This window comes from Amycolatopsis sp. GA6-003 (genome assembly GCF_046267895.1).
Classification (GTDB): domain Bacteria; phylum Actinomycetota; class Actinomycetes; order Mycobacteriales; family Pseudonocardiaceae; genus Amycolatopsis.
This window is the reverse complement of the sequence record NZ_CP176499.1, coordinates 8,898,495-8,923,198: the sequence shown is the minus strand read 5'-3', so window position 1 is coordinate 8,923,198 and position 24,704 is coordinate 8,898,495. Positions and strand designations below refer to the sequence as shown.

The following is a 24,704-nucleotide window of genomic DNA, read 5'->3' as shown; positions in this document are numbered from 1 at the left end:
AAGCACGACGAGGCCGGGCTTGCCCTCGAGTTTCTCCTCCGGCGGCAGCCATCACAGCCCGGCCCGGGCGTCCAGCCGCAGCCGCGCGACCAGCCTCCGCGCCGCCTCGCCCCCGGGTCCGAAGATCGCCGCACCGATCCCGGCAGCGATCATGCTGCCCCGCAAGACAAAGCGGAGCGACGCGGGCATCCGCGCCCGCAACACCCGACCGTCGCGGTGGCCACGACGAGCGCTGCGGAGACGATCACGAGCGCTTCTGCAGCCCGCGCCGCAACGCTTCCCGCTCCCCCTCGGACGCCGACCGCGCGAAATGCAGCAGCACTCTTTCCGGCTCGCCGACGTCAGCGAGCAGATTCCGCATCGCGCGTGCCGCGGCTTCCTCTCGCGAAACCGTCGGCGTGTAGCAGTAAGCGCGGCTGCGTTTTTCGCGGTCTGCCCAGCCTTTGCGGTGCAAATGGTCGAGCACGGTGAGGACCGTCGTGTAGGCCAGGCCCCGGTTCAGCTCCTCCAGCACTTCGCGGACCGTGCGCGCCTCGCCCGCGCGCCACAAGACGTCCATCGCCGCCGATTCCAGCTCGCCGAGTCCCTGCACGCCACGCATCCTAGGGCTCGCTCATTCCGCGTCTTCGGCGGTTGTTTCCCCGCTCTCCGGCTCGGCCGGCGGACGACGGCGGGCCGGGTCGCGGGCCTGCGCGACGCCGATCGCGGTCAGCAGGATCGCGAGCACCGCGAAGACGGCCAGCAGGGTCCAGCCCCGCCCGCGGCCGGGTCCGCACGCAGGCGGTTCCGTTCAGCGCCGTCCGGTGAACCGGTACGTCGGGCCGTGCGCCCGCTCGCAGTGCTCGGCCCGGTCCTCGTCCGCGTGATTCACCTGCAGCGTCGTGCGGTCGAACCGGTGCCGGGACCGCATGATCTCCTCGATCCCGGCCCGCACCGCGTGACAGCCGGCGGCGGGCCGCACCAGCACGTGCGCGGACAGCGCCGGCTCGCCCGAGGTGATCTGCCAGATGTGCAAGTCGTGCACCTGCACCACGTCCGGGACGGACGCCACCTGCTCCCCGACCGCTTCGGGGTCGATCCCCGCGGGCGCGGCCTCCAGGAAGATCCGGCCCGATTCGCGGACCAGCCCCCAGCCCGCCTTGGCCATCAGCGCGGCGACGACCAGCGCGGCGATCGCGTCGGCGCGCGCGAACCCGGTCCACCACACGATCGCGCCGGCCGCCGCGGTCGCGATGAAGGCGTACAGGTCGTTGAGGATGTGCTGGAACGCGCCCTCGACGTTGAGGCTCGACCGGTTCGCCCGGCTGAGGCACCAGCTCGCCGCGACGTTCACGACGATCCCGGCCAGCGCCGTCACGAGCACCAGCGCGCCCTGGACTTCCGGCGGTTCGATCAGCCGGGTCACCGCCTCGTAGAGGAACCACGCCGTCAGCAGCAAGGTGATCCCGTTGGCCTGCGCGGAGAGGATTTCCGAGCGCTTGAGCCCGTAGGTGTACCCGCCCTTCGCCGGACGCGCCGCCAGCCGGATCGCGACCAGCGCGAGCACGATCGACGCGGCGTCGGTCAGCATGTGGCCGGCGTCGTGCAATCGACCGCGGAACTCAGCGAAGGCAGCGAACAGTTCCCGGAATTGCGGAAAACACATCAGGTCCGCGGCAAAATCCGATAGCCGAAACAGTTCGCACATCCCGCCGTCGGGCCGTTGACGCTGACATATCAGGCATTCGACGTACGCAGCGCACCCGGGCAGCAATTGATCGTGTATCAGGCCGAGCCGGGCAGCCGCAGCGCTGAGGCACTCTCATTGCTGCGAAGCATTCCGTTGCGGGTCAGCGGGAAAGCCGACCGATAAGCACGTCCAGATCCGACCGGAAAGCCGTGAACCAGATCCGGTAGCCGAATCGGCGCGCCGTCCGGAATGCACGGGCAAAACCCGCGTGCGCGATTTTGGCCTCGTCCGCCGTCTCGGCAAGCGCTTTTCGATACGGCTTGCTCCCGCGCTGCAGCGGCACGTCGGACAGGATTGTCCGGTCCGCGGGAACACGCTCGGCAAGTTCGCGCACATCAGCCCGGAATTGCCCGAGGGGCACGCGGGCGATGGCGTCTGCCGAACCCGCCGCCACGAGCACCGCGGCCAGATCGGCCCGGTGCAGCTGGTCCAGGACGGTCGCGACTGTGCCGCCGCCGGTCGGCAAGTTGGTCAGGTGCACCGGTCGGCCGGTGCATTCACCCAGTATGTTCCGATCCGCGCGACCAAACTTTCCTCCGGCCGCCGCGCACCGATGCCCATCGCGGCGGAATAGCCGAACGCGACTACGCGAAGTGCGTTGGGAGGCAAGGGTTCCGCCGCTCGGGCCGCCCAATACCGCGGGTACGTCCTGGTCTGCCGCCACAGCGCCAGCAATGTGATGATCTCGGCGAAGACGAGCGCACCGACGGCCATTCCGGCCGATCGCCGCGAAATCCGTTTCATCGCCGCTAGATTCCGGCGAATGCGATTCCTGCGCGGCACTCCATCGAACAACCACCATTCGAACCCCGGCCCCAGCGTGTTTCCGACTCTGCTCGGAAACCGCGGCCGCGGACGTGCGCTCGGAATCTCGCCCTTGCGGCAAGGCGTGCGGCGCAGCCGGGCCCGTGTTCCCACGAAGCAGGTCCGTCCGCCCCGCACGCCGGCCGCCGGGGAGCGCGCGGTGCCCGAGCGCACATTCGCGCGCTTGCACCGGCGGCCTCCGGCCGGGGTCGTGCCGCCCGGGGGAAAGCGGCGCGGGGCCCGGCCGGGGCCTCGGCGGGTTACTTCGTGACGATCTTCTGGCCGACCAGGATCAGGTTGGCGTCCGGGATGTACTTCGCGTTCAGCTGCTGCAGGTGCTGCCAGCCGCCGTCGACGCCGAGGTTCTTCGCGATTCCGGAGAGGGTGTCGCCGGCCGCGACGGTGTAGCTGCCGTCCGGGTTGGAGGCCGGCGCGGCGTGCTTCGGCGCGGACTTGACCTTCGCCTCGGCCTTGACCTCGACCTTCGGCTTCGCGACCGCGGCCTCGACCTCGGCGGAGCCGCCGGAGGTGTCGCCGCCGAAGTCCGCGTAGCTCGCCGGGCCGGAGCCGCCGCGGCACTGCCACGGGGCCGAACCCTGCTTCGCGTAGATCCGGTCCGCGACGATCTGCTGCTGCGCGGGCGTGGCCTTGTCGGCCGTCGGGGCGAACTGGCCGCCGCCGTTCGCGAGCCAGGTCTTCGTGACGATCTGGAACAGGCCGGCGGGGCGGCCCGCGCGCTGGCCCGCGGCGGTGTTGTTGACCGCCTTCGGGTTGCCGCTGCTCTCGCACTTGACGATGCCGGCCTGCCCCGGGAAGGCGTTGGCCGTGCCCGCCCCGGCGAGGCCGATGCCGCCGAGGGTGGCGCCCGCGAGAGCCGCGGTCGCGCCGGTGCGCTGGAGAGCTGTCTTCGTCTTGCTGGGTTTGCTGTGCCGTCCCACGGTGGGTGGGGCTCCTTCGCTGTCTCACCGCGGCGCCGTCCTCGTGCCTGACCCAGGCAGCGAGCCTCGACGGCACGCGGCGGCTTCGGGTCGCTGATCCTCGGGGTAGATCGCAGGTCACCGCGAAAGCGCGAGAAGATTACGAAACGGAAACGGCAGGTGTACAGCAGCAGTGGCATCGGCCACAGACCGCCGCAGCGCGTAGCAGTCAGACGACAGTGCGTCATGCCCGTGATCGGACACTTGGTGAGTAAATCACGGCTCAACCATAAGCTTTACCTTCGACTCATTGCGCCTCGTCAGACTCGTGGGAAACTTTCGTACTGGCACACATATAAGTACCTTACTGACCTTAACCAGATAACGGCCGAGATAAACCTCGGTTCCACGGACCTTGTTCACTCCGCACTGCGACACCCGGCCCGGCCGCGCACGTCCCACCGGACCATGCCCGCTCCCCCGGCCGCCGCCTCCCGCGAGCGGCCCGCGCCACCGGACCAGTGGTCCGGACCACTGTTATGGTCTGGACCACTCGCCCAGCCGCCCCACCGCCGGAAACCGCAGTCCGCCGCCCGCCGTCGGCGGAAACTGCACCAGAGACCGGCCCCGAACGGCAAAAAGACCCGAAAACCCCGGAAAGTCCCACATTTCTCCCGCTCGACATATCCTCGAATCCCGCGCGCAACCCTCGCGAAAACATCCCACCATGCGGCCTTCCGCACCGATTCACACACCGGAAACGGACGGTGAATATTCACGTTTCGTTTCGCGGCGCCGAGAACGCCGTTGCCGCTTCAGTCGTTCGGCCCAGTACGGCGAACTCCGCGAAATCGCCGCGTTCACTCTCCCGGCGCATTGCCTTGCCTTGTCTTGGCCGGTTCTTTTCTTTCCGCGGCCGGACGCCGCCCGGCCGCGGGCGAACCTCCGTTCGGACGGATCCGGCTGCGCTACGCTGTGCCCCGCGGCATTCCAGCGAGATCGGCCGGGGAGGGCCGAGCCCCGGCGCGGCCTTCCCCCGCCTCCGCTGCCGGCACACCGTTTTCTCACCGCAGACCGTTTTCCGGCGGTCCGCGAATCCCTGCGAAAAAGAGGAGGAGTGCATGACGGACTCGGCGCCGGAAGCGCGGCGCGACGTCGGCGGAACGCATCCGGGAACCGGAGCGATCCGTTCCGGCGAAGGCAACGCATTACCGCGGCAAACGGGAGAACGACCGCTCCGTTCGTTCCGGCAGAAGCGCGTCCGGCGGACGGCGGACAGCAGCAGGGCGGTTTCGGCCAGGGCGACCAGGGCGGCTTCGACCAAGGCGGCCACCACGACGGCTTCCAGCAGGGCGACCAGGGCGGCTTCGACCAAGGCGGCCACCACGACGGCTTCCAGCAGGGCGACCAGGGCGGCTTCGACCAAGGCGGCCAGCACGACGGCTTCCAGCAGGGCGGCCAAGCCGGTTTCGACCAAGGCGGCCAGCAAGACGGCCAGGACGGCTTCGACCAGGGCGAGCAGGCGGCTGCCAGCAGGGCCCGGCCGCGCCACCACCACTGTCAGGGGAGAACAGGCCAGATGACCACCCTCGAGCATCCCGCGCCGCTCACCGGCCCCGCCGTCTACTGCGATCTGCCCGGCCCGCGCTCGGCCGAGTACCTCGCCCGGCAGGACCGCCGGGAGCCGAACGCCCGCGGCGGCCCGCGGCGGCTGCCGATCGCGATCACCGAGGGCTCGGGCAGTTTCGTGCGCGACGCCGACGGCAACGTCTTCATCGACTTCCTCGCCGGGGCGGGCGTGCTGTCCCTCGGGCACAACCATCCCGAACTGGTCGCGGCCATGACCGCGCAGCTGAGCAAGCTGACCCACGCGCTGGACTTCGCCACCCCGGTCAAGGACGAGTTCTCCGAGGCCCAGCTCGCGATGCTGCCGGAGGCTCTGCGCTCGAGAATGAAGCTGCACTTCTGCGGGCCGGCCGGGACCAACGCGGTCGAGGCCGCGCTCAAGCTGTGCAAGACCGCGACCGGACGCGGCGGAGTCGTGTCGTTCCAGGGCCGGTTCCACGGCAGCGCGCACGCCGCGCTCGGCCTGACCGGGCCGTCCGGATCGCGGCCCGGCGCGACCGCCCTGCCCGGCACGCAGTACCCGCCGTACTCGTCATGCCCCCGCTGCCCGGCCGGGCGCGGCGGCGAACCCTGCGCGGCGACCTGCCCGGACCTGCTCGAACGCTCGCTGCACGACCCCGACGGCGGCCTCCCGCTGCCCGCGGCCGTGGTGCTCGAGCTGGTGCAGGGCGAGGGCGGCGTGGTCCCGGCGCGGGCGGATTTCGTGCACCGGGTGCGCGAGCTGACCCGGGAGCTGGACATCCCGCTGATCGTCGACGAGCTGCAGACCGGCTGCGGCCGGACCGGGACCTGGTTCGCCTTCGAGCGCTACGGCATCGAACCCGACGTGATCGTCGCGTCCAAGGCGCTCAGCGGGATCGGCTCGCCGGTCTCGCTGATCATCTACGACGAGCGCCTCGACAGCTGGGCCCCGCGCGCGCAAGCTGGCGCGTTCCGCGGCAACCAGCTCGCGTTCGCCGCGGGCGCGCGGGCGATCCAGGTCGTCAACCGCGACAGCGTGCTGGACAACGTCGTCGAGCGCGGATACCAGTTCGAGGAATTGCTTTCCCCGCTGGCCAGCCATCCGTGGGTGACGGACGTGCGCGGCACCGGGCTGATGTGGGGCCTCGAGCTGACCGACCCGCGCACCGGGGCGCCGGCGTCGGAACTCGCGCTGGCGGTGCAGAACCACGCGTTGCGCCGAGGGCTCATCGTCGAACTGGGCGGCCGCGGCGACAGCGTGGTCCGGTTGCTGCCGCCGCTCAACGTCGCCGCGGACGTGGTGCGCACGGCCGCCGGAATCCTGCTGGCCGCGCTCGACTCCGCGACCCGGGAGGCACGCTGACTCCGCGGCGCGCCGCCGCCCGGGGTCTGGCGACGGCGCGCCGCGGTTCTTTCCGGCGGACGACGGCGAAACCGCGGCTCCGGAGGAAACACAGAAATTCGGGTGGCGGGAACAGGGTGCGCGGCTGAACCCGTCGGCGTTGCCCGCCAACGGGATTCCAGGCGAGCCTCGCGGGACGCCCGGTCAGAAGCTGAACCACTGCGAGGACACCAGCACCAGTCCCAGCGAGCACACCGCGACCACCACGAGCCCGAGCGCGGCCACGAGCAACGGCCGCCACCCGCTGCGGGCCATCTGACGCAGGTCGAAGTTCAGGCCCACTCCGGCGAAGCACAGCAGGAACGCCCACTTCGACAGATTCCCGAGATTGGCGACCTCCGCCTTGGTGAACACGTGCGCGGTCGCCAGCGCGGAGACCGCGATGAAGCCCAGCACGAACTTCGGGAAAGTGCGCCACACAAAGCCCGCGCGGCCCTTCAACCCGCCCGCGACCGCCTTGCCGCCGCGCGTGGACCAGTACGCCGCGTAGCCGAGGACGACCAGGCCGATCAACGCGTTCCGCGTGCTCTTCACCGCGACGGCCACGTCCTGCGCGTGCGGGGAGTACGCCGCGCCGGTCGCGGTCGTCTCGGCGGTGTTGTCCACCGCGAGTCCCGCCCAGAGGCCGAATTCGGTGTCGGTCAGGTTCAGCGCGTGCCCGATCGCCGGGAAGGTGAACAGCGCGACCGCGCCCAGCGCGAGGATCGCGGCGATGGCGTAGCCGGAGTCCTCGTCGTCGGCGTCGATGGAGCCGCGGCCGGCGATGATCGCGGACACGCCGCAGATCGAGGTGCCGATCGCCAGCAGCGACGAGAGTTTTCCGCCCAGGCCGAAAGCCTTGCCCACCACCAGAATCACGGTCGTCGCCACGGCCATGTCGACCAGGATCAGGCCCAGGCTGAACCCGCCGAGCTTGGCGAGGTCGCCCAGCACGAACCGGGCGCCGAGCAGGACGATGCCGGTCTTCAGCCAGAACTCGTAGGTCCCGACCCCGGGCCGGAACAGCGCCGGGATGCCGATCGTGTTGCGGATGACCAGTCCGAGGACGATCGCCCACAGCACGTATTCGAGGTCCGGCAGCGCGGTCCCAGTCGCGTGGCCGAGGCTGCGGATCCCGTTCTGCGCCAACGTTCCCACCACGCCCACTGCTGCTAACAGCAGAAGCCCCGGCAGATATCTCAGCACCGCGGGCACCGTGCGGCGGCCTTCCAGCGCGGCGGTCATTTGACCAGGAAGGGAATCGTCGGCAGCACGCCGAACGCGGCCAGCGCCACCAGAACGGCCGCGACCAGCACCGCGGCCCAGTCGGCGCCGATCCGCGCGGCGCCTCGCGGCTTCGCATCTGAACTCATGACCGCAGGACTGTAGGCCGCCCGGCCGCGCCGGTCCGCCACGTCCACCAGCTGGGACAGCCTCCCTTGTGGACACCGGCGGAACAACACCGCACCCGCCGCCCACATCCTGAGCGGCGGTGCGGCGCGCCCCGCATTCCGGCTACCTGTGGCACAAACGAATCGAGGGCCCGCATGAGTACATCGAAAACCCTGCACCTCGCGGTCGAACTCGACAGCGACGGAGCAGCACCGGAAACCGGCCCGCGCGCACTGGCGGACGTCGTCGCCGACGCCGAACGGGCCGGGTACGCGTTCGCCACCTTCGACGACGCACCCGTCCCGCCCGCCAGCGGATTCCGGATCGACGCGACCGTCCGCGCCGCCTATTCCGCCACCGAAACGTCCCGCCTCGGCTTGGTGCCGACGTCGCACGTGCTCACCGCCGAACCGTTCCACCTGGCCGCGCAGCTGGCGAGCCTCGACCACGCCACGCACGGCCGCGCCGGCTGGATCGTCGGCGCCGCCGCCACTCCCGAAGCACTCGCGACGGTGGGCCGCGCCGCGCCGGACGATCTCCGCCAGGAGGTGGCCGACGTCGTCGAAACGGTCCGGCGGCTGTGGGACTCGTGGGAGGACGACGCGGTCATCAAAGACCTCGCCACCGGCCGCTATCTGGACCCGGACAAGGTCCACCACGTCGACTTCGTCGGGAAGACCTTCTCCGTCAAGGGCCCGCTGATCACCCCGCGCCCGCCGCAGGGCAGTGTCGTCGTCCTGGCCGCGGAGGAGTTCGCCGACGTCGTCCGGCCGGACATCGTGCTCACCGGCGATCTCCAGCGGTCTCGCGCGTCCGGCGCTCCCCTGGTGTTCGGCGAGCTGGAAGTCCGCTTCGATTCCGCGGATCCGGTGCCGAACGGCCGCACCCGCTACACCGGGTCTCCCGCCGGGCTGGTCACGTTGCTGGAGGAACTCGACCTCGACGGCGTGCGGCTGCACCCCGGCCCGGCGGACCTGCCGCTGCTGAGCCGGGAAGTGCTCCCGGAACTGCGCCGGCGAGGCCGGCACACCCCGCCGGAACCGGGCGCGACCCTCCGCACGACGCTGGGCCTCCCGCGTCCCGGGAACCGATTCGCCGTGTCGTCGAAGGGAATCGCATGACCGCGCAGCTGCACCTCGGGGTCTTCTACACCGGCGTCGGACCGCAATTCCTGTGGGACGACCCGTCGAACGCGGACCACACCGAGATCGAGACCTACGTGTCCGTGGCCCGCACGATGGAACGCGGGCTGTTCGACGCGTTCTTCCTCGGCGAAGGGCTCCGGGTCCGGGAGAACCGCGGCCGCGTGCACGCGCTCGACGTCGCCGGCCGCCCGGACGCGATCACCCAGCTGAGCGCGCTCGCCGGGGCCACCTCGAAAATCGGGCTGGTCGCCACGCAGAACACCACCTACAACTACCCGGCGGATCTGGCCCGCCGGCTCGCCTCGCTCGACTACGTCTCCGGCGGACGGGCCGGCTGGAACATCGTCACCACCGACAACGCCTGGACCGGAGCCAACTTCCGGCACGGCGGCTGGCTGGCGCACGAGCGCCGCTACGAGCGCGCGACCCAGTTCGTCGAAGCTGCGAAAGCGTTGTGGGCCGGGCCGGTCGAGGCGGACACCGACCTGGTGCGGCTGCGCGCCGAACCGACGGTTCCGCCGCGCCGTCCGGTGCTGTTCCAAGCCGGCGACTCCCCCGGCGGCCGGGAACTGGCCGCGCAGCACGCCGACGTGGTCTTCTCCGCGAACACCGCCTACGACAAAGCCGCGGCCTACGCGGCCGACCTGCGGGCCCGGCTGGTACGCCACGGCAGGCCCGCTGACGCGGTACGCATCCTGCCTGGCGCGTCAGTGGTCCTCGGTGATACTCCAGCCGACGCCGCCGAACGCGCGGAGGAAATCCGCCGCCGCCAGATCAATCCGCAGCGGGCCATCGCGTTCCTCGAGCAGTACTGGGGCCAGGACCTGTCGGCCTACGATCCGCACGGCCCGCTGCCGGACATCGAACCGGTGGAGGGGGAACTCGACCCGTCGCGCGGCACGATTTCGATCGAGCACCGCACCGGGAAGCTCGGACGCATCCGGCAGTGGCGCGATCTCGCCGAAGCGAAGAACCTCTCGATCCACGAACTGGTGCTGGAGGTCGAACCGCGGCACCACTCGTTCGTCGGCACCCCGGCGCAGGTCGCCGACGAATGGGCCCGGTATGCCACCGACCGCGTGGTGGACGGGTTCAATCTCAGCCCGCACCTGGTTCCGGGATCGATCGACGAGGTGGCCGACCGGCTCGTGCCGGAACTGCAGGACCGCGGCGTCTACCGCACCGAGTACACCGGTTCGACCCTGCGCGAACATCTGGAGCTGCCGTGAAGTTCCTGTTGATCACCCTGATCACGCATACGCCCGACCCGGTCACCGGGGAACTCGCCGCGCCCGACGCCCGGCTGCGCGAGGTCGTCGAAAACGCCGAACTCGCCGAGGAACTGGGCTTCGACGGCTACGGCGTCGGCGAGCGGCACGAGCGGCCGTTCCTGTCGTCGTCGCCGCCGGTGGTGCTCAGCCACATCGCCGCCCGCACGCGCCGGATCCGGCTGTTCACCGCGGTCACGACGCTCAGCCTGCTCGCCCCGGTGCGCGCGTTCGAGGACTATTCGATGCTGGACAACCTTTCCGGCGGCCGGCTCGAACTCATCATCGGCAAGGGCAACGGCTCCGCCCAGCGCGAACTGTTCGACGTCACGCCCGAGGACCAATGGGACCGCAACGCCGAGGGCTACGAACTGTTCCGCAAGCTCTGGCAGGCGGACCGGGTCACCTGGTCCGGCCGGTTCCGCCCGCCGCTCACCGCGGCGGAGGTGTGGCCGCGCCCGCTGCAGCAGCCGATCCGCATCTGGCACGGCAGCGCCACGAGCCGCGAATCCGTCGAACTGGCCGCGAAACACGGGGATCCGCTGTTCTCCGCGAACGTGACCAACCCGATCGAACCGTACGCCGAACTCATCCGGCACTACCGGCGACGCTGGGCCTTCCACGGCCACGCCCCCGCGGACGCCGTGGTCGGCGCGGGCACGGCCGGATTCCACCTGGCCAGCCGATCACAGGACGCCCTAGACGCGTACCGGCCGATCTTCGAGGCCCGGCTCGCCCTCCAGCGCCAACTCGGCCAGGAACCGGTTTTCCCGACGCTGGAGGACTTCGTCGAGCGCAGTTCCGCGCTGATCGGCAGCCCTGCTCAGGTCACGGAGAAGGTGTTGAGATATCACGAGCAGTTCGGCCACCGAGTAACGCACCTGTCCGCCGACCGCGACGGCCGGACTCCGCGGGACCACCGCGCGGCGTTGGAGCTGTTCCAGGCGGAGGTGGCACCAGCGTTGCGGCGTGCGATACCAGGGCCGCCTTGGCCGTCGAGCAGTTCGGATGGCTGATATCTCTGTCCCAGCTCCGGAGGCAGCATCGGCCTCCCGGACGGCACGAGAAAAACGCGCGGTGCCAGAGCCGCTCCAGATCGAGGTAGCACCAGCATCGCGACGTGCAATACCAAGACCGCCATGGCCGTCCAACAATTCAGAGAACTGATATCTCTGCACTACCTCCGGCGGCAGCACTGCATCGACATCTCGCGCAGCACAAGGAAATCGCGCGGCACCAGAGCCACCCCCGGCCCAGGCCGAGGTGACACCAGCGTTGCGCCGTGCAATACCAGGGCCGCCCCGGCGTCGAACAGTTCAAAGGGTTGATATCTCTGTCCCAGCCCCGGCAGCAGCATCAACCTCCCGCGCAGCACACGTAAAACGCGCGGTGCCAGAGCCGTTCCAAGCCAAGGTGGCACCAGCGTCGCGCCGTGCAATAACCAGGACCACCCTGGCCGTCCAACAGCTCAGCAGACTGAGATCTCAGCCCCTCAATACCGCTGCCCCGGCTCCAGCAACAACACCGCCAACGCATCCGCGCACCGCTGCGCCCGCGAAAGGAACCACGGCAACCGGTCATCCGTCAACGTGTCCGAAGTGGACCGAAGCGCCAGCGCCGCGTGCACGTGCCCCGAAGCGCGCAGCACCGGCACCGCGATCGTGCGGACCCCGAATGCCGACTCCCCGTCGTTCAGCGCGTAGCCATTCGCACGGACGCGGTCCAGTTCGCCAAGCAGGTCAGCTTTGTCGGTGATCGTGCGCTCGGTGTAGGCCGTCAGCGGCGGCAGGGCGTCCAGGTCGTCCTCGCCCGGCGGCGCCCAGGCGAGGAGGACCTTCCCCAGCGCCGTCGAGTGCAGCGGGCGGCGCAGGCCGAGCCCGGCGGTCAGCGCGACGCTCGATCCGGCCAGGATCACCGCGTCCGTGCCGTTGCGGATGGCCAGGTCCGCGGTGGTGCCGGTGGCCTTGGCGACCTCGGCGAGTTCGTCCGCGGCGAGGTGGATTCCGCGCTGGTAAAGGGAAAGCTGGCCGAGCTCGGCGACCGCGGGTCCGAGCCGGTAGCGCAGACTGCCCTCGGCCAGCGCCAGGAAACCCGTCGCGGCCAGGGTGCGGGCGATCCGGTGTGCGGTCGAGACCGAGAGGTTCATCCGCCGCGCCAGGTCGGAGACGCCGAGGTCGCCCGGGTTGTCCCGGAAGCACTGCAGCATGCCCAGTGCCCTGGTCACCGCCTGCGCTCCGGCGGGCACGGCCTCCGCGTTACCGGCTTTGCTCACCATGTGGCAAGTCTCGCACAGAATCCGGCGGCTAGTACCAGTAGCGGCCACCAGATCTCTCATGATGTGGAAAATATTGTCGGCCCGGCACGGCTCGTGCGACGGTCTCGGCCGTCTCCCCTCCCCACCCGCTGGAGAAACTGTGCCCGCCCTGCCGGAAATCTGGTTCACCCGCTGTCCCGTCCCGACCGCGACCGGGATCGCCGCCGACCGCGGCGAGCTGGCCCGCGAGTTCGCCCCGGATGGCATCCGCGTGCGCGCGTTGCAAGATCTGCCCGCCGACCAGCGGGACGCGCACTTCACCCACGAACTGCCCGGCCTGTTCCGCGAGGGCGGCAACGTGCCGGCGCTCTGGGCCCGTTCGCGCGGCGTCGAGACCCGGCTGATCGCGTTGACCTGGATTGAAGAACGCCAAAGCATCCTGGTGCGCGCCGACAGCCCGGTCGCCGAACCCGCACAGTTGCGCGGGCTCCGGCTCGCCGTGCCCCGGCACGAAATCGCGATCGACTTCTGGCGGGCGATGGCGTTGCACGGCCACGCCGGAGCGCTGTCGCTCGCCGGACTCACCCTCGCCGACGCCCACCTGGTCGACGTGCCCGGTTCGCCGGTCGGGCAATGGGAAGGCGAGCTGGCCGCGTTGCGGGACGGCGTCGTCGATGCCGTTTACGTCAAGGGTGCGGTCGCAGTCGAAACCGCCCGCAGGTTCGGGGCCAAGGTCGCGATCGATCTCGACGCCGTGCCGGACCGCCGCGCCCGGGTCAACAACGGCACTCCGCGACCGGTGACCGTCCACCAGCGACTGCTCGACGAGCACCCCGACGTCGTGGCCCGATTCCTGGCCCTGCTGCTGGAATCCGCCGCATGGGCGGCTGATCGACCAGAGGACGTCGCTCGGATATTACAAAGCGAGACCGGCGCGGGCGCCGAAGGCGTCACCGGTGCGTACCGCCCCGAAACCGCGGCGAACCTCGGCCTCTCGCTGTCCGGCGAACGGCTGTCCTTGCTCGAACAGCAAGAACTTTTCCTGCGGCAGCAAGGTTTCCTCGAACGTCCGGTGGACGTGTCCGCCTGGGCCGCCCTCGAACCGCTGCTCGCCGCCCGCGCGCTCGTCGACCGGCGCGCGACTCCGCCCGTACCTTCGATCTCCCCCGGAGCCCGACCATGAGAATCCGTTCCCTCGCCCTGGCCGCCGCCGCGGTCCTCGCCTTCGCCGGCGTCGCAGCCTGCTCGTCGAGCGCGGCCGACGCGGGCACCGTGAAGGTCCGCATCCCCGACGACAGCAACTCCGGTCTGCTCGCGGTGGGCCGCAAAGACGGTTCGCTGGCCGCCGCACTCGCGAAGGTGCACGCCTCGGTCGAATGGACCGGCACCGCCGGACCGTTCGCGCCAGCCGCGCAGCAGCTCGACGCGAACGCGCTCGACTTCGCGTCCGGTTCTATCACTTCGGCGACCGCGGCGCTCGCGCAGAATCCCGGTTTCAAGCTCTTTTCCGCTACCCAGCCGGACAAACTCGGCGAAGGCATTCTCGTCAAGAACGATTCGCCCATCAAGAACGTGCGGGATCTCGCCGGCAAAAAGGTGGCGGTCTGGCACGGCGGAACGAGCGAATACCTGTTGCTGCAAGCGTTGCGGCAGGCGAACGTGCCGATCGATTCGGTGCAGCGAGTGTACCTGCAGCCCGGCCAGGTCGCGCCGCTGTTCGCGTCCGGCCAGGTCGACGCCTGGTCGACCTGGGCGCAGTTCTCGGTTCCGCGCCTGGCCGACGACGGCGCCCGGTTCCTCGTGACCGGCGGCCAGGTCGGCTCGGAGAACTACGCGGTCTGGGCGGTGCGCACCGGATTCGCCGAGCAGCACCCGGAAATCGTGCGCGCGCTGTACGATTATCTGCGTGGCGCCGGACAGCGGCAGCAGCAGGATCCGGGCGCGTTCCTGAACGTCAAAACCACCACGGGACCGGAAGCTCTTTCCCCGGAACAGAAAAAGGTCGCGGAGTCGATCAACAAAGCGCTGACCCCGACTTCCCCGATCGGCGCGGCGGAACTCGACCGCTTCCACAACGTCGCGCGATTCTTCGCCGAGCAGCACATCACCAATGGTTTCTTCGACGTCAAGCCGTACGTCATCGACGTGAACTCCTTGCCCGGGAGCCCGAAGTGACCGCGACGACCGAAATATCCGTCGCGTCGACGGCCGAGCTCGTCACCCCGGACGCGCCCGCGACCCGCACCCGGCGCCGCGGACTGCGGCTCGCCCTGCGCGTCGTCGGCCCGCTGGTGCTGCTGCTCGCCTGGGTCACCGGGTCGGCCACCGGTCTGCTCAGCCCGACGCTGCTCGCCTCGCCCGGCCAAGTCCTGGCCGCGGTGGGCGAACTGTGGACCAGCGGACAGCTCGGCGACGCACTGGAAGTCTCGCTCGCCCGCGCCGGAGCCGGGCTGGCCATCGGAGTGCTCGTCGGCCTCTCGCTCGGCGTCCTCACCGGTTTTTCCCGGCTGGGCGAGGAATTGCTCGACTCGTCCGTGCAATTGCTGCGCACCGTCCCGTTCCTGTCGCTGGTCCCGTTGTTCATGGTGTGGTTCGGGATCGGCGAAACCGCGCGCGTCGTGCTGATCGCGGTGGCGACGAGTTTTCCCATGTATGTCTCCACTTCCGGCGGAGTGCGCAACGCCGACCGCGGCCTTCTCGAAGCGATGCGGACGTTCGGCATGGGCCGGTTGGCTCTCGTGCGGGAAGTGGTGCTGCCGGGCGCGTTGCCGTCGCTGCTGTCCGGGCTGCGGTTGTCGATGACGCTCAGCGTGATCGCGCTCATCGCCGCCGAGGAGATCAACTCGACGGCGGGCATCGGCTACCTGATGTCGACCGCGCAGGAGTACTCGCGCACCGACGTGCTGACCGTCTGCATCCTGATCTACGCGGTGATCGGCCTGCTCGCCGACGGCGCGGTCCGGCTGCTGGAGCGGCTGGTCATGCCGTGGCGGACCGTCGGACGGGGCGCCCGGTGAACGCGGCGGCCGTGCACCTGCGCGCGCTCGAACGGCGGTTCGGCGACCGCGCGGTGCTGGACAGCCTCGACCTCGACATCCAGCGCGGCGAGTTCTTCGCGCTGCTGGGCGCCAGCGGCAGCGGGAAAACGACCCTGCTGCGGCTGCTGGCCGGCCTCGACCGCGCCGACGGCGGCACGGTGCTGGTACCTCAGATCCGCACGGTGGTATTTCAGGAGCCCCGGCTGGTGCCGTCAAAACGGGTGCTGGCGAATGTCACGGTCGGGATGCCGCGCGGCAGTACCACCCGCCGGACCGGGCTGGACGCGCTCACCGAGGTCGGGCTCGCCGACCACGCCGACGCTTGGCCCGCGACCCTGTCCGGCGGCGAGGCGCAGCGGGTCGCGCTGGCCCGCGCCCTCGTCCGCGAACCCGAACTGCTGCTGCTCGACGAACCGTTCGCCGCGCTCGACGCGCTGACCCGGCTGCGGATGCAAGACCTCGTCGAACAGCTGTGCCGCGTACACCGGCCGGCAGTCCTGCTGGTCACCCACGACGTCGACGAAGCCATCCGGCTCGCCGACCGCATCGGCGTCCTGCGCCAAGGACGCCTGATCACCGACGAACGCGTCGCTCTCGACCGGCCCCGCGACCCGGCCGATCCCGCTTTCGCCGCCCTCCGTTCCCGCCTGCTCGCCGACCTGGGCGTGCACTCGCTCGAGGAGACCTCGCCATGACTGTCCACATCGGAGTCCACCCGCACAACCCGTCGCTGTATCACCTGTCCCGGCTGGGATTCCTCGAAAAGCTGCTGGAGCCGCTCGGCGAGCAGGCCGAATGGCACCGGATCGGCGGGCTCGACACCGCGGCCGCGCTCGCCGGCCGCCGGATCGACTTCGGCGGCACCGGTTCGACCCCGCCGCTTTCCGCCCAGGCCGACGGCCACGACCTCGTCTACGCCGCCGTCTCCGCGCCTCGGCCGGGGCACGGCGCGCTGCTGGTGCGCGAAGACATCCAGACGGCGGCGGACCTGAAGGGCCAGACCGTCGACCTCGCGATCGGCTCGTGGCAGACCCATTTCGTCAGCAAGCTCCTGAGCAGCCACGGACTCGACTACGGACAGGACATCACCGCGCGCCGAGCCGGACCGTCCTCCGCCGACGACCTCCGCGACGGCCGCATCGCCGCGTGGGTGGCGCAAGGCGCGGAACTGTCCGCCGCCCGTCGCACCGGTGTCGGGCGCACGCTGAGCGAAGCCGGAGACGTGATCGCGGACCGCTCGGTGTTCTTCACCCGCCGCGACTTCGCCGACACGCGGCCCGAAATCGTCGGCACCGTCGTGAAAGCACTGCAGCAGGCCGACGACTGGGTTGCCCGGCACCTGACCGAAGCGGCGGACTTCACCGCCCGCGATCAAGATGGCAGCGCCGAGGATTGGCATGCCGCACTGGCCGTGCTGCCATGGCAACTCGAGCCGGTGAGCGACGCCTTCCTCGCCGAGCAGCAGGAAGCCGCCGACATTCTGGCGAAGGCCGGATTCCTGGCGAAACCGATCGAGGTCGCCCAGATCCGGCACGCGGGACTGGACCAGGCCGTCGCGGCGGCACTCGGCGTGAAGGGCTGACCTCGTGACCGAAATCCTGTGGTATCTCATCCCCCGCGAAGGCGCCTATCCGTGGGAGCCCGAAGGACGGCGCGAAGTCGATCTGACATATCTCCAGCAGCTCGGCACCGCGGTCGACCGCATCGGCTTCGACGGAGCGCTGTTCGCCACCGACCTCTACGACGTGTGGCCGCTCGCCAGCGCGCTCGCCGCGGTCACCCGGCCGTCCTTCAAACCGTTGCTCGCCGTGCATCCCGGCCTGATTTCGCCGACGCAGCTGGCGAAAATGGCGTTGACCTTCGAGCAGCTCTTCGGCCGGGACCGGCTGCGCTTCAACGTGGTCAACGGCTCCACCCCCGCGCTGCGGCAGGCCGGGCTGCAGCTGGAACACGACGAGCGGTACGCGCTCAGCGCCGAATACTGGTCGCTGGTCAAACGCCTCACCGCCGGGGAGACGTTCGACCACAAAGGACAGTTCTACGAACTCACCGGAGCCGGACAGGGACTGCGCGAGCTGGTCCCGGACGGCGGCACGCACGTCCCGCTGTGGTTCGGCGGCTCCTCCCCGGCCGGCATCGAGATGGCCGCCGAGCACGTCGACGTGTACCTGACCTGGGGCGAGCCTCCGCATCTGCTCAAGGAAAAGCTGGAGCGGGTCCGCGAGCGAGCCGCCGCGCACGGCCGCGAACTCCGGCTCGGCCTGCGGCTGCACCTGATCGTCCGGGACACCGAGGAGGAAGCGTGGGCCGCCGCCGACCGGCTCCTCGACGTGACGAGCACCAGCACCTACGAACGCATGCTCGGCGACGCGGCCGCCAACGACGGCGAAGGCTGGCGCCGCCAGTTCCGCCAGCACGGCGGCGTCGTCCCGGCCCGCGCGCGGGAACTCGAGGAGCATCCCAACCTGTGGCCGGGCATGGGCCTGTTCCGTCCGGGCCCGGGCACCGCGGTGGTCGGCAGCACGGAGCAGGTGCTGGAGCGGCTGGCGGAATTCCGCGATCTCGGGGTCGACGTGTTCATCCTGTCCGGGAATCCGTTGCTGGAAGAGGCATACCGGGTCGGCGAAACGATCCTGCCGGAGCTGCGCGGATGAGTGCGCCGGCGGCCCGGGACCTCGAGCTGCCTCAGCTCCGAGCCCGCCTCCGCGCGACCCCGGAAGTCGGGTTGCACCTGCCGCGGACCCAGGAAACCGTCCTCGCCGCCCTCGACGGATTACCGCTCGAAATCCGTCTCGGCGACGCGCTCAGCTCCGTGGTGGGGATCGTGCGCGGCGGGTCCCCCGGCCCCACTGTGCTGCTGCGCGCCGACCTCGACGCATTGCCGTTCCCCGGCGGGCCGCGGCATGTCTGCGGACACGACCAGCACGCGGCGATGCTGGTCGGCGCGGCGCGGTTGCTGTCCGCCCGCCGGGACCGGCTGGCGGGCGACGTGCTGCTCATGTTCCAGCCCGGCGAGGAGGGCCACGACGGAGCGCGGCACATGCTCGAAGAAGGTCTCCTCGACGCGACCGGCAGCAACCCGATCGCCGCCTACGCGCTGCACTCCGCCGCTTCGTCCCCGCTGGGCTCCTTCGCGAACACTGCCGGTCCCGCGCTCGCCGCGTCCGGCAGTGTCACGATCACCTTGCGCGGCCGGGGCGGGCACGGGGCCTGGCCGCACCGCGCCGCCGATCCGGTGCCCGCGGCCGGTGCCCTGATCACCGCGCTGTACGCGGTGGTCAACCGGGAGTTCGACGTCCAGGAACCCGTGGTCCTGACCGTCGGCAGCGTCCACGCCGGGACGCAGGCGACGATCATCCCCGCCGAGGCTCAGCTCGACGCGACGCTCCGGGCGATGTCCGACGAAACGCTCGACCGGCTCGCCGCCGCAGTGGAACGCGCCTCGCACGGTGTCGCGCAGGCCCACGGAATCCGCGCCGACACCGCCTACCGGCCCGGCTATCCGGCGACGGTGAACCACGCCGGCGAAGCGGATTTCGTGCGCGCCACCGTGCACGACGTCTTCGGCCCGGAGCGATTCGTCCGCACCACCCGACCCGCGCTGGTGTCCGACGACATCGGCCGGGTCCTGGCCGCCGTCCCCGGAGCGATGACCAGCGTCGGAGCCTGCCCGCCCGGCCGCGATCCCGCGACCGCACCGGGAAACCACGCGCCGGACGCCGAATTCGACGACTCCGTTCTCCCCGACGGCGCCACGCTGCTGGCCGAACTCGCGCAACGGAGGCTCGGATATTCGGTGGACAGCGGCCGCGGCGGCGCGCAAGATCAAGAGACGTGACCGACCTCGCCGCCTTGCCGCTCGCCGATGCCCAGCTGTCCGAAGCCCAGCCGTCCGACGCCGCCGAGCTCCTGGTGCTGCAACGATGCTGCTGGGTCCCGCAGGCGATCGTCAACGACACCTTCGACGTCCCCGCCCTGCACGAGGACCTGGACACCGTGCGCGGCTGGATCGAGACCACTCGCGTGTGGACAGTCCGGATCGGCGGGCGGCTGGTCGCCGCCGTGCGCGCGCACCTCGAGGAGGACCGCTGGGAGATCGGCCGCTTGATGGTCGCGCCCGACCTCGCCGGACAGGGCGTCGGCCGGTGGCTGCTGAGCTACGCCGAACGGCAGGCCCCGCCGCAGGCCGCGAGCCTGGTGCTCTACACCGGGGCGGGCAGCGAGCGGAACCTGACGATGTACCGCCGCGCCGGGTACCAGGTGACGGAACCGCCCGCGAACACACTCGGGAAGCACATTCGCGGGGCGGTTTACCTGACGAAGCGGATCTAACGATTTTCCCTGCGCAGCAAGGCGAAGGCACCGGCGGCGAGGTGGTGGAACCGCTCGCGAAGCCCATTCGCGAAACGGTCTACCTCCCGAAGTGGGTCTAACGCCTTTCCTTGCGCAGCAACTCGAAGGCGCGGACGGCAACCAGGACCGCCAGCCAGCCGTTCGTCGCGGCCAGCCAGGGCAGCAGGAACACGCCCTGTCCGGCCAGCACCGCCCGAGCATCGTGCGCGGCGGAATCGCCCGGAGCCTCGGCCCGATGCTGCCACCGAGGATCCGGTCGACCCGATGCCCACCAGCACCAGCCCGGCGACCAGCGACGCATGGCCCAAGACCTTCTGCCCGTACAGCCCGCCGAAGTGGAACAACGCGGCAACGTTCCCGTAGGCGACGCCCGGGCACCGGAGGACTACCACCGAGCAGGAGCGGTCCGGCTCTCCACCGTCCCGAACGCGATCAGCAGGACAACCGCCAGCGCCAGCGACCCGACAGCCGCGGTGTCCACCCCGGACTCGGCTCTGGCACGGCTCCATCCAAGATCGCCCGGGACAGCGGCGTCAAGCGCCCCGCGCCGGGAAGCCGTGCCGTCGCGCGGCCAGGACGACCGCCAGCACCGGTGCCATCAGCACCAGCACCGCCCACGGGAACGAACCGCTGCCCGCCGCGTCGAGCAGCACCCCGCCGACGACGCCGCCGCCGGCCATCGCGGCGTTCCACAGCGTGACGAGCATCGCCTGGACCGGGTCCGCGGACGCGCCGCCCGCCTCGCCCGCCGCCGTCTGCAGCAGGGTCGGCACCCCGCCCCAGCCGAGGCCCCACAGCGCGGCGGCCGCGTAGACCAGCGCGGGCTCGGTCGCGAGCAGAGCCGCGGCGACGGCGACCAGCAGCGAGCTGACGACCATCAGCAGCCGCAGCCGCCGGTGGATCTGCGCGCCGACGATCCAGATGCTCACGATCGACGCGAGACCGAAGGTCAGCAGGACCAGGTCGGTGTCGTCGCCCATGCCGAGGCCGGTGAGGTAGGTGGCGAGGTAGGCGTACAGCACGGTGTGCGCCAGCACGAACACCAGCGTGACGAACAGGACCGCGGCAACTCCCGGGATCCGCAAGGCGGGCAGCATCTTCGGCCGCGCACCCCCGGCCTGGCCGGGGAAGTCCGGCACCGCCGCGGTGATCCACGCCAGCAGCACCAGCGTGAGCCCGGTCATGGCGAGGAACGCGGTGCGCCAGCCGGCGAGCTGGCCGAGGAACGTCCCGGCGGGCACGCCGAGGCACAGCGCCACTGGGATACCAGCCATGGCGATTGCAATGGCACGGCCCTGCAGCACGGGCGCCACCAGACGGCGGGCGTATCCGGCCAGCAGCGCCCACGCGAGACCGGCCGCGACGCCCGCGACGAACCGCGCCACCATCGTCAGGCTGTACTCCGACGACACGGCGGTGACGGTGTTGGCCACGGCGAATCCGGCCATCGAGGTCAGCAGCAACCGTTTGCGCCGCCAGCCTGCGGTGGCCGTGGACAGCGGGATCGCGGTCAGCACGGTGCCCAGCGCGTAGACCGTGACGGTCTGGCCGGTCGCGGATTCGCTGACGCCGAGCGAGCCGCTCATCGCGGGCAGCAGGCCGGCGGGCAGTGTTTCGGTGAGGCTGGTGATGAACACCGCGGTGGCGAGGGACAGCAGTGCGAAGAGCGGAAGCCGCTGGGTGGGCGCGACGGAGACTGAGGTGTTGCTCATGCGCCCACTCTGCGGACCGGGCCTTCGGGAACGCTTACGATCGGCTGACGGTGGTCTGACGGCGCGAACGGGAGCGACGCATGCGGTTCGGGGTGCTCGGCCCGCTCGCGGTGTGGGACGAGACAGGCGCGCTGGTCACCGTGCCCGAGGCGAAGGTCCGGGCCCTGCTCGCGACGCTCCTGGCCCACGACGGCGGACCGGTCGCCCCGGACCGGCTCGTCGAAGACCTCTGGGGCGACCGTCCGCCGGGCAAACCGGCGGGCGCGTTGCAAGCCAAGGTGTCGCAGCTGCGCCGGATCGTGGGCCGCGAAAGCATCGAGCGGCAACCCGCGGGGTACCGGCTGCGGATCGAGCACTCCGACGCCGCTGAGTTCCGAAAGCTCGTCGCCCAGGCTCGCGCGACAGCCGACCCCCACGCCCGCGCGGCGCGCTTCGCCGAGGCGTTGGCCCTCTGGCGAGGCGAGCCGTTCGCCGACTTCGCCGACGAGGAATTCGCCCGGCCCGCCGCGCATCGGTTGTCCGAGCTGCGTCTGTCCGCAGTGGAGGAACAAGCCGCAGCCCAGGTCGAAGCAGGCGACTACTCCGCCGCGGACGACCTCGCGGACGTCATCGCGCGGCATCCGCTCCGCGAAGGCTTGCGGGCCGCGCAGATGCGCGCGCTGTACCTGCGCGGACGGCAGAGCGAAGCCCTTGCCTCGTATACCGAACTTCGCACCCGGCTCGCCGATGAGCTGGGCGTCGACCCGAGCCCGGAGCTGCGCGCGCTGTACGAATCGCTGCTGCGGCAGGAACTCGGCACCGAACCGCGCGGCAACCTCCCCCTCCCGTTGACCCCGCTGATCGGCCGGGAAGAAGCGCTTGCCCGGCTGACCGGGCTGTCGGCAAGGCTGGTGACGCTGACCGGTCCGGGCGGAGTCGGGAAGTCGCGGCTCGCGGTGGCCGCGGCAAGTTCTCCCCGCACCGCACCGGACGGCGTGTGGCTGGTCGAATTCGCGGGCGTGCGCGGTTCCGCCGCCGACCTCGCCGAAACGGTCGCCGCCGTCCTCGGAATCCGCGACTCGGCCGACTCCGCGTCGCCGGTCCAACGCCTCGCCGCGGCCCTGCGCGACCGGCGGACGCTGCTCGTCCTGGACAACTGCGAACACGTCGTCGAAGCCGCCGCCGAACTCGTCGAAGCACTCCTCCGCACCACCCGCGACCTGCGCATTCTCGCCACCAGCCAGGAACCGCTAGGCCTGCCGGGCGAGAGCGTGTTCGCCGTCGAACCGCTGCCGCCCGCGGACGCCGTCCGGCTGTTCACCGAACGCGCCACCGCCGCCGCCCCGGATTTCGCGGGCGACGCCGGCACGATCGCCGAGATCTGCCGCCGCCTCGACGGTCTTCCGCTCGCGCTGGAACTGGCGGCCACCCGCGTCCGCGGTCTGGGCGTGCGGGAACTGGCGGCCCGGCTCAACGACCGGTTCGCCGTCCTGACCCGAGGGTCGCGCGGCGCTCCGGCGCGGCAGCAGACCCTGCGCGCGGTGCTCGACTGGAGCTGGGACCTGCTCAGCGATCCGGAGCGGACTGTCCTCAGCAGACTGGCCGTCCACCGGGACAGTTTCGATCTCGCCGCCGCCGAAGCCGTCTGCGCGGGCGACGGCGACGTGGTCGATCTCGTGCTGCGGCTGGTCGACCGGTCGCTCGTGTCCGTCGCCAACGGACCGGCCGGGATTCGGTACCGGCTGCTGGAATCCGTTGCCGCGTATGCCGTCGAGCGGCTGGCGGATCCGGCTGCCACCCGTAGCCGACACCTGCGGCATTACCTGCGAATCGCCGAGAACGCCAGCTTGCACGGCGCCGAGCAGCGGGGGTGGCTGGCCCGGCTGGACATCGAAGCGGGCAACCTGCGCGCGGCCTTGGACGAGGCGATCTCCCGGTCGCCTGCCGAGGCAGTACGGCTCGCCAAGGCGTTGTCCTGGTGGTGGCTGCTGCGCGGCAGGCTCACCGAAGGCCGCCGGATGCTGTCCGCCGTTTTGCGGGCCGCCGGGCCGAATCCGGAGCTCACTGTCCTCAATGGATCGTTCGCCCTGCTGACCGGCGAACCGGCCCCGCCGGATTCCCCGGACAGCGCCCGGGCGCTGTGGCTGCGCGCCTACAGCCTGTTCAGCGTCGGCGAAGTCGCCGCCAGCCACGAAACCAACGAACGCGCCCTCGCCCTGGCGACCGCCGAGGCCGACGAATGGGGCGTCGCCGCAGCGCTCGGCTTGCGAGCGATGCTCAGCCTGGTCCGCGGCGATCTCGCTGGACTCGACCGGGACGGTGTGCGCAGTGCCGAGATCTTCCGCCGCCTCGGCGACCGGTGGGGCGAGATGCAGACCATCCCGCCGCTGGCCGCGCTCGCGGAAATCAGGGGCGACTACGCCGATGCCGCGCGCCGCCAGCACGAAGGGCTCGCCATCGCGCGCGAACTGGACTTGCGAGCGGAAGTGTCCGCGAGACTGTCCGGCCTCGGCCGCCTGGCACTGCTCGAACGCGACTGGGACCGAGCCCGCGACCTGCACGAACAAGCCCTCCGCATCGCGGCCGACCACGGCTACACCTACGGCCGCATCCACGCCGAAATGGGCCTGGCGCTGGGTGCCCGCCGCTCCGGCGACCTCGATGCCGCCGAACGCCGGCTGACCCGGATCCGCGACGAATACCGCGGCCTGTCCTCGACGGCGGGCGACCATTTGCTGTACGCGGAACTCGGTTTCGTCGCCGAACTCCGCGGAGATCTGGTGCAGGCGAAGAGATATCACCGGCAGGGGTTGGAATACGCGCGGGAACTGGACGAACCGCGTGCGGTCGCGCTGTCGCTGGAAGGGCTGGCGGGGACGGCGGATCCGGAAACCGCGGCGTTGTTGCTCGGTGCGGCGGACGCGGCGCGGCGCAGTGTCGGCGCGCCGCTCCCGCCTGCCGAACGCGGTGACGTCGACCGGATCACCGAAGCCGCCCGAGCTGCCCTCGGCGATTCCGCCTTCGCTGCGGAATTCGAGCGCGGCGCCCAGTTGTCGGTCAAGGCCGCGGAGTTCGTTTCGGCTCGGTGGTGACGCCGGCACCAGGACAACCGCCGCCTAGCTCCCCGGCCCCGGCCGCCGCACCC

The 24,704-nt window shown here is 70.9% G+C and carries 24 protein-coding genes; 14 read left to right on the top strand and 10 right to left on the bottom strand.

The genetic code is table 11. The features are described 5' to 3' along the window. Positions 1-244 precede the first annotated feature (244 nt). Entirely contained in the window at positions 245-592 is a 348-nt protein-coding gene (locus F9C12_RS40370) for a BlaI/MecI/CopY family transcriptional regulator (RefSeq protein ID WP_409463959.1), read from the bottom strand. A gap of 198 nt (positions 593-790) precedes the next feature. Continuing rightward, the gene (locus F9C12_RS40365) at positions 791-1,570 is read right to left on the bottom strand and encodes a cation diffusion facilitator family transporter (RefSeq protein ID WP_409463958.1); all 780 of its coding nucleotides are present in this window, start codon (positions 1,568-1,570) and stop codon (positions 791-793) included. A gap of 132 nt (positions 1,571-1,702) precedes the next feature. Between F9C12_RS40365 and F9C12_RS40360 the strand changes: the two genes are divergently transcribed. Further along, on the top strand, positions 1,703-1,852 hold the full coding sequence (locus tag F9C12_RS40360) for a hypothetical protein (protein ID WP_409463957.1): 150 nt from the start codon (positions 1,703-1,705) through the stop codon (positions 1,850-1,852). Here F9C12_RS40360 and F9C12_RS40355 read toward each other — a convergent pair. The 3 genes from F9C12_RS40355 to F9C12_RS40345 form a co-directional block, all read right to left on the bottom strand. Further along, positions 1,830-2,195 (bottom strand): hypothetical protein, encoded by a 366-nt coding sequence (locus F9C12_RS40355; RefSeq protein ID WP_409463956.1) that lies wholly within the window; start codon positions 2,193-2,195, stop codon positions 1,830-1,832. The two genes, F9C12_RS40360 and F9C12_RS40355, sit on opposite strands and share 23 nt — an antisense overlap. A gap of 5 nt (positions 2,196-2,200) precedes the next feature. Further along, the gene (locus tag F9C12_RS40350; protein WP_409463955.1) at positions 2,201-2,473 is read right to left on the bottom strand and encodes a hypothetical protein; all 273 of its coding nucleotides are present in this window, start codon (positions 2,471-2,473) and stop codon (positions 2,201-2,203) included. 320 nt (positions 2,474-2,793) lie between these two features. Continuing rightward, positions 2,794-3,471: a LysM peptidoglycan-binding domain-containing protein gene (locus tag F9C12_RS40345; RefSeq protein ID WP_409463954.1), complete on the bottom strand. Its 678-nt coding sequence runs from the start codon at positions 3,469-3,471 to the stop codon at positions 2,794-2,796. A gap of 1,096 nt (positions 3,472-4,567) precedes the next feature. Between F9C12_RS40345 and F9C12_RS40340 the strand changes: the two genes are divergently transcribed. Next, positions 4,568-6,400, top strand: coding sequence for an aminotransferase class III-fold pyridoxal phosphate-dependent enzyme (locus F9C12_RS40340; protein WP_409463953.1), 1,833 nt, complete (start codon positions 4,568-4,570; stop codon positions 6,398-6,400). A 183-nt stretch (positions 6,401-6,583) separates the two neighbouring features. On the opposite strand, the gene F9C12_RS40335 is transcribed toward F9C12_RS40340, so the two are convergent. Both F9C12_RS40335 and F9C12_RS40330 read right to left on the bottom strand, forming a co-directional pair. Continuing rightward, positions 6,584-7,663 carry a YeiH family protein gene (locus F9C12_RS40335; protein ID WP_409463952.1) on the bottom strand — a complete coding sequence of 360 codons (1,080 nt, stop codon included), beginning with the start codon at positions 7,661-7,663 and terminating at the stop codon, positions 6,584-6,586. Then, entirely contained in the window at positions 7,660-7,791 is a 132-nt protein-coding gene (locus F9C12_RS40330) for a hypothetical protein (RefSeq protein WP_409179562.1), read from the bottom strand. The genes F9C12_RS40335 and F9C12_RS40330 overlap by 4 nt, the downstream gene beginning before the upstream one ends. 174 nt (positions 7,792-7,965) lie before the next feature. Here F9C12_RS40330 and F9C12_RS40325 point away from each other — a divergent pair, with 174 nt between their 5' ends. The 3 genes from F9C12_RS40325 to F9C12_RS40315 are packed head-to-tail and all read left to right on the top strand — an operon-like array spanning position 7,966 to position 11,239. Next, positions 7,966-8,931, top strand: a complete 966-nt coding sequence (locus tag F9C12_RS40325) for an LLM class flavin-dependent oxidoreductase (protein WP_409463951.1) — start codon at positions 7,966-7,968, stop codon at positions 8,929-8,931. After that, positions 8,928-10,184, top strand: coding sequence for an LLM class flavin-dependent oxidoreductase (locus tag F9C12_RS40320; RefSeq protein ID WP_409463950.1), 1,257 nt, complete (start codon positions 8,928-8,930; stop codon positions 10,182-10,184). The genes F9C12_RS40325 and F9C12_RS40320 overlap by 4 nt, the downstream gene beginning before the upstream one ends. Beyond that, positions 10,181-11,239, top strand: a complete 1,059-nt coding sequence (locus F9C12_RS40315) for an LLM class flavin-dependent oxidoreductase (protein ID WP_409463949.1) — start codon at positions 10,181-10,183, stop codon at positions 11,237-11,239. The genes F9C12_RS40320 and F9C12_RS40315 overlap by 4 nt, the downstream gene beginning before the upstream one ends. 476 nt (positions 11,240-11,715) lie before the next feature. Here F9C12_RS40315 and F9C12_RS40310 read toward each other — a convergent pair whose 3' ends face one another. Then, positions 11,716-12,498 carry an IclR family transcriptional regulator gene (locus F9C12_RS40310; RefSeq protein ID WP_409463948.1) on the bottom strand — a complete coding sequence of 261 codons (783 nt, stop codon included), beginning with the start codon at positions 12,496-12,498 and terminating at the stop codon, positions 11,716-11,718. Between the two features lie 139 nt (positions 12,499-12,637). On the opposite strand from F9C12_RS40310, the gene F9C12_RS40305 reads away from it, so the two are divergent. The 8 genes from F9C12_RS40305 to F9C12_RS40270 are packed head-to-tail and all read left to right on the top strand — an operon-like array spanning position 12,638 to position 19,847. Further along, positions 12,638-13,660, top strand: coding sequence for an ABC transporter substrate-binding protein (locus F9C12_RS40305; protein ID WP_409463947.1), 1,023 nt, complete (start codon positions 12,638-12,640; stop codon positions 13,658-13,660). Continuing rightward, on the top strand, positions 13,657-14,652 hold the full coding sequence (locus F9C12_RS40300; RefSeq protein ID WP_409463946.1) for an NrtA/SsuA/CpmA family ABC transporter substrate-binding protein: 996 nt from the start codon (positions 13,657-13,659) through the stop codon (positions 14,650-14,652). Before F9C12_RS40305 ends, F9C12_RS40300 begins: the two co-directional genes overlap by 4 nt. Beyond that, positions 14,649-15,494 carry an ABC transporter permease gene (locus F9C12_RS40295; RefSeq protein WP_409463945.1) on the top strand — a complete coding sequence of 282 codons (846 nt, stop codon included), beginning with the start codon at positions 14,649-14,651 and terminating at the stop codon, positions 15,492-15,494. The genes F9C12_RS40300 and F9C12_RS40295 overlap by 4 nt, the downstream gene beginning before the upstream one ends. Next, positions 15,491-16,210 carry an ABC transporter ATP-binding protein gene (locus F9C12_RS40290; protein ID WP_409463944.1) on the top strand — a complete coding sequence of 240 codons (720 nt, stop codon included), beginning with the start codon at positions 15,491-15,493 and terminating at the stop codon, positions 16,208-16,210. Before F9C12_RS40295 ends, F9C12_RS40290 begins: the two co-directional genes overlap by 4 nt. Next, the gene (locus tag F9C12_RS40285; RefSeq protein ID WP_409463943.1) at positions 16,207-17,097 is read left to right on the top strand and encodes an ABC transporter substrate-binding protein; all 891 of its coding nucleotides are present in this window, start codon (positions 16,207-16,209) and stop codon (positions 17,095-17,097) included. Before F9C12_RS40290 ends, F9C12_RS40285 begins: the two co-directional genes overlap by 4 nt. A 4-nt stretch (positions 17,098-17,101) precedes the next feature. After that, positions 17,102-18,169 carry an LLM class flavin-dependent oxidoreductase gene (locus tag F9C12_RS40280; RefSeq protein ID WP_409463942.1) on the top strand — a complete coding sequence of 356 codons (1,068 nt, stop codon included), beginning with the start codon at positions 17,102-17,104 and terminating at the stop codon, positions 18,167-18,169. Continuing rightward, the gene (locus tag F9C12_RS40275; protein WP_409463941.1) at positions 18,166-19,353 is read left to right on the top strand and encodes a M20 family metallopeptidase; all 1,188 of its coding nucleotides are present in this window, start codon (positions 18,166-18,168) and stop codon (positions 19,351-19,353) included. Before F9C12_RS40280 ends, F9C12_RS40275 begins: the two co-directional genes overlap by 4 nt. Continuing rightward, the gene (locus F9C12_RS40270) at positions 19,350-19,847 is read left to right on the top strand and encodes a GNAT family N-acetyltransferase (RefSeq protein ID WP_409179549.1); all 498 of its coding nucleotides are present in this window, start codon (positions 19,350-19,352) and stop codon (positions 19,845-19,847) included. The genes F9C12_RS40275 and F9C12_RS40270 overlap by 4 nt, the downstream gene beginning before the upstream one ends. Before the next feature lie 97 nt (positions 19,848-19,944). On the opposite strand, the gene F9C12_RS40265 is transcribed toward F9C12_RS40270, so the two are convergent. Together F9C12_RS40265 and F9C12_RS40260 are read right to left on the bottom strand one after the other, a co-directional pair. Then, positions 19,945-20,169, bottom strand: coding sequence for a hypothetical protein (locus F9C12_RS40265; RefSeq protein ID WP_409463940.1), 225 nt, complete (start codon positions 20,167-20,169; stop codon positions 19,945-19,947). A gap of 232 nt (positions 20,170-20,401) precedes the next feature. Then, positions 20,402-21,580: an MFS transporter gene (locus F9C12_RS40260; RefSeq protein WP_409179547.1), complete on the bottom strand. Its 1,179-nt coding sequence runs from the start codon at positions 21,578-21,580 to the stop codon at positions 20,402-20,404. 80 nt (positions 21,581-21,660) lie between these two features. On the opposite strand from F9C12_RS40260, the gene F9C12_RS40255 reads away from it, so the two are divergent. After that, positions 21,661-24,651 carry a BTAD domain-containing putative transcriptional regulator gene (locus F9C12_RS40255; protein WP_409463939.1) on the top strand — a complete coding sequence of 997 codons (2,991 nt, stop codon included), beginning with the start codon at positions 21,661-21,663 and terminating at the stop codon, positions 24,649-24,651. Positions 24,652-24,704: the final 53 nt, after the last annotated feature.

Coding starts and splice junctions, on each gene's coding strand:
- F9C12_RS40365 (WP_409463958.1), bottom strand. CDS start 1,570: ATGCTGACCGACGCCGCGTCGATCGTGCTCGCGCTGGTCGCGATCCGG.
- F9C12_RS40330 (WP_409179562.1), bottom strand. CDS start 7,791: ATGAGTTCAGATGCGAAGCCGCGAGGCGCCGCGCGGATCGGCGCCGAC.
- F9C12_RS40350 (WP_409463955.1), bottom strand. CDS start 2,473: ATGAAACGGATTTCGCGGCGATCGGCCGGAATGGCCGTCGGTGCGCTC.
- F9C12_RS40335 (WP_409463952.1), bottom strand. CDS start 7,663: ATGACCGCCGCGCTGGAAGGCCGCCGCACGGTGCCCGCGGTGCTGAGA.
- F9C12_RS40300 (WP_409463946.1), top strand. CDS start 13,657: ATGAGAATCCGTTCCCTCGCCCTGGCCGCCGCCGCGGTCCTCGCCTTC.
- F9C12_RS40285 (WP_409463943.1), top strand. CDS start 16,207: ATGACTGTCCACATCGGAGTCCACCCGCACAACCCGTCGCTGTATCAC.
- F9C12_RS40260 (WP_409179547.1), bottom strand. CDS start 21,580: ATGAGCAACACCTCAGTCTCCGTCGCGCCCACCCAGCGGCTTCCGCTC.
- F9C12_RS40320 (WP_409463950.1), top strand. CDS start 8,928: ATGACCGCGCAGCTGCACCTCGGGGTCTTCTACACCGGCGTCGGACCG.
- F9C12_RS40265 (WP_409463940.1), bottom strand. CDS start 20,169: ATGCGTCGCTGGTCGCCGGGCTGGTGCTGGTGGGCATCGGGTCGACCG.
- F9C12_RS40255 (WP_409463939.1), top strand. CDS start 21,661: ATGCGGTTCGGGGTGCTCGGCCCGCTCGCGGTGTGGGACGAGACAGGC.
- F9C12_RS40325 (WP_409463951.1), top strand. CDS start 7,966: ATGAGTACATCGAAAACCCTGCACCTCGCGGTCGAACTCGACAGCGAC.
- F9C12_RS40310 (WP_409463948.1), bottom strand. CDS start 12,498: ATGGTGAGCAAAGCCGGTAACGCGGAGGCCGTGCCCGCCGGAGCGCAG.
- F9C12_RS40275 (WP_409463941.1), top strand. CDS start 18,166: ATGAGTGCGCCGGCGGCCCGGGACCTCGAGCTGCCTCAGCTCCGAGCC.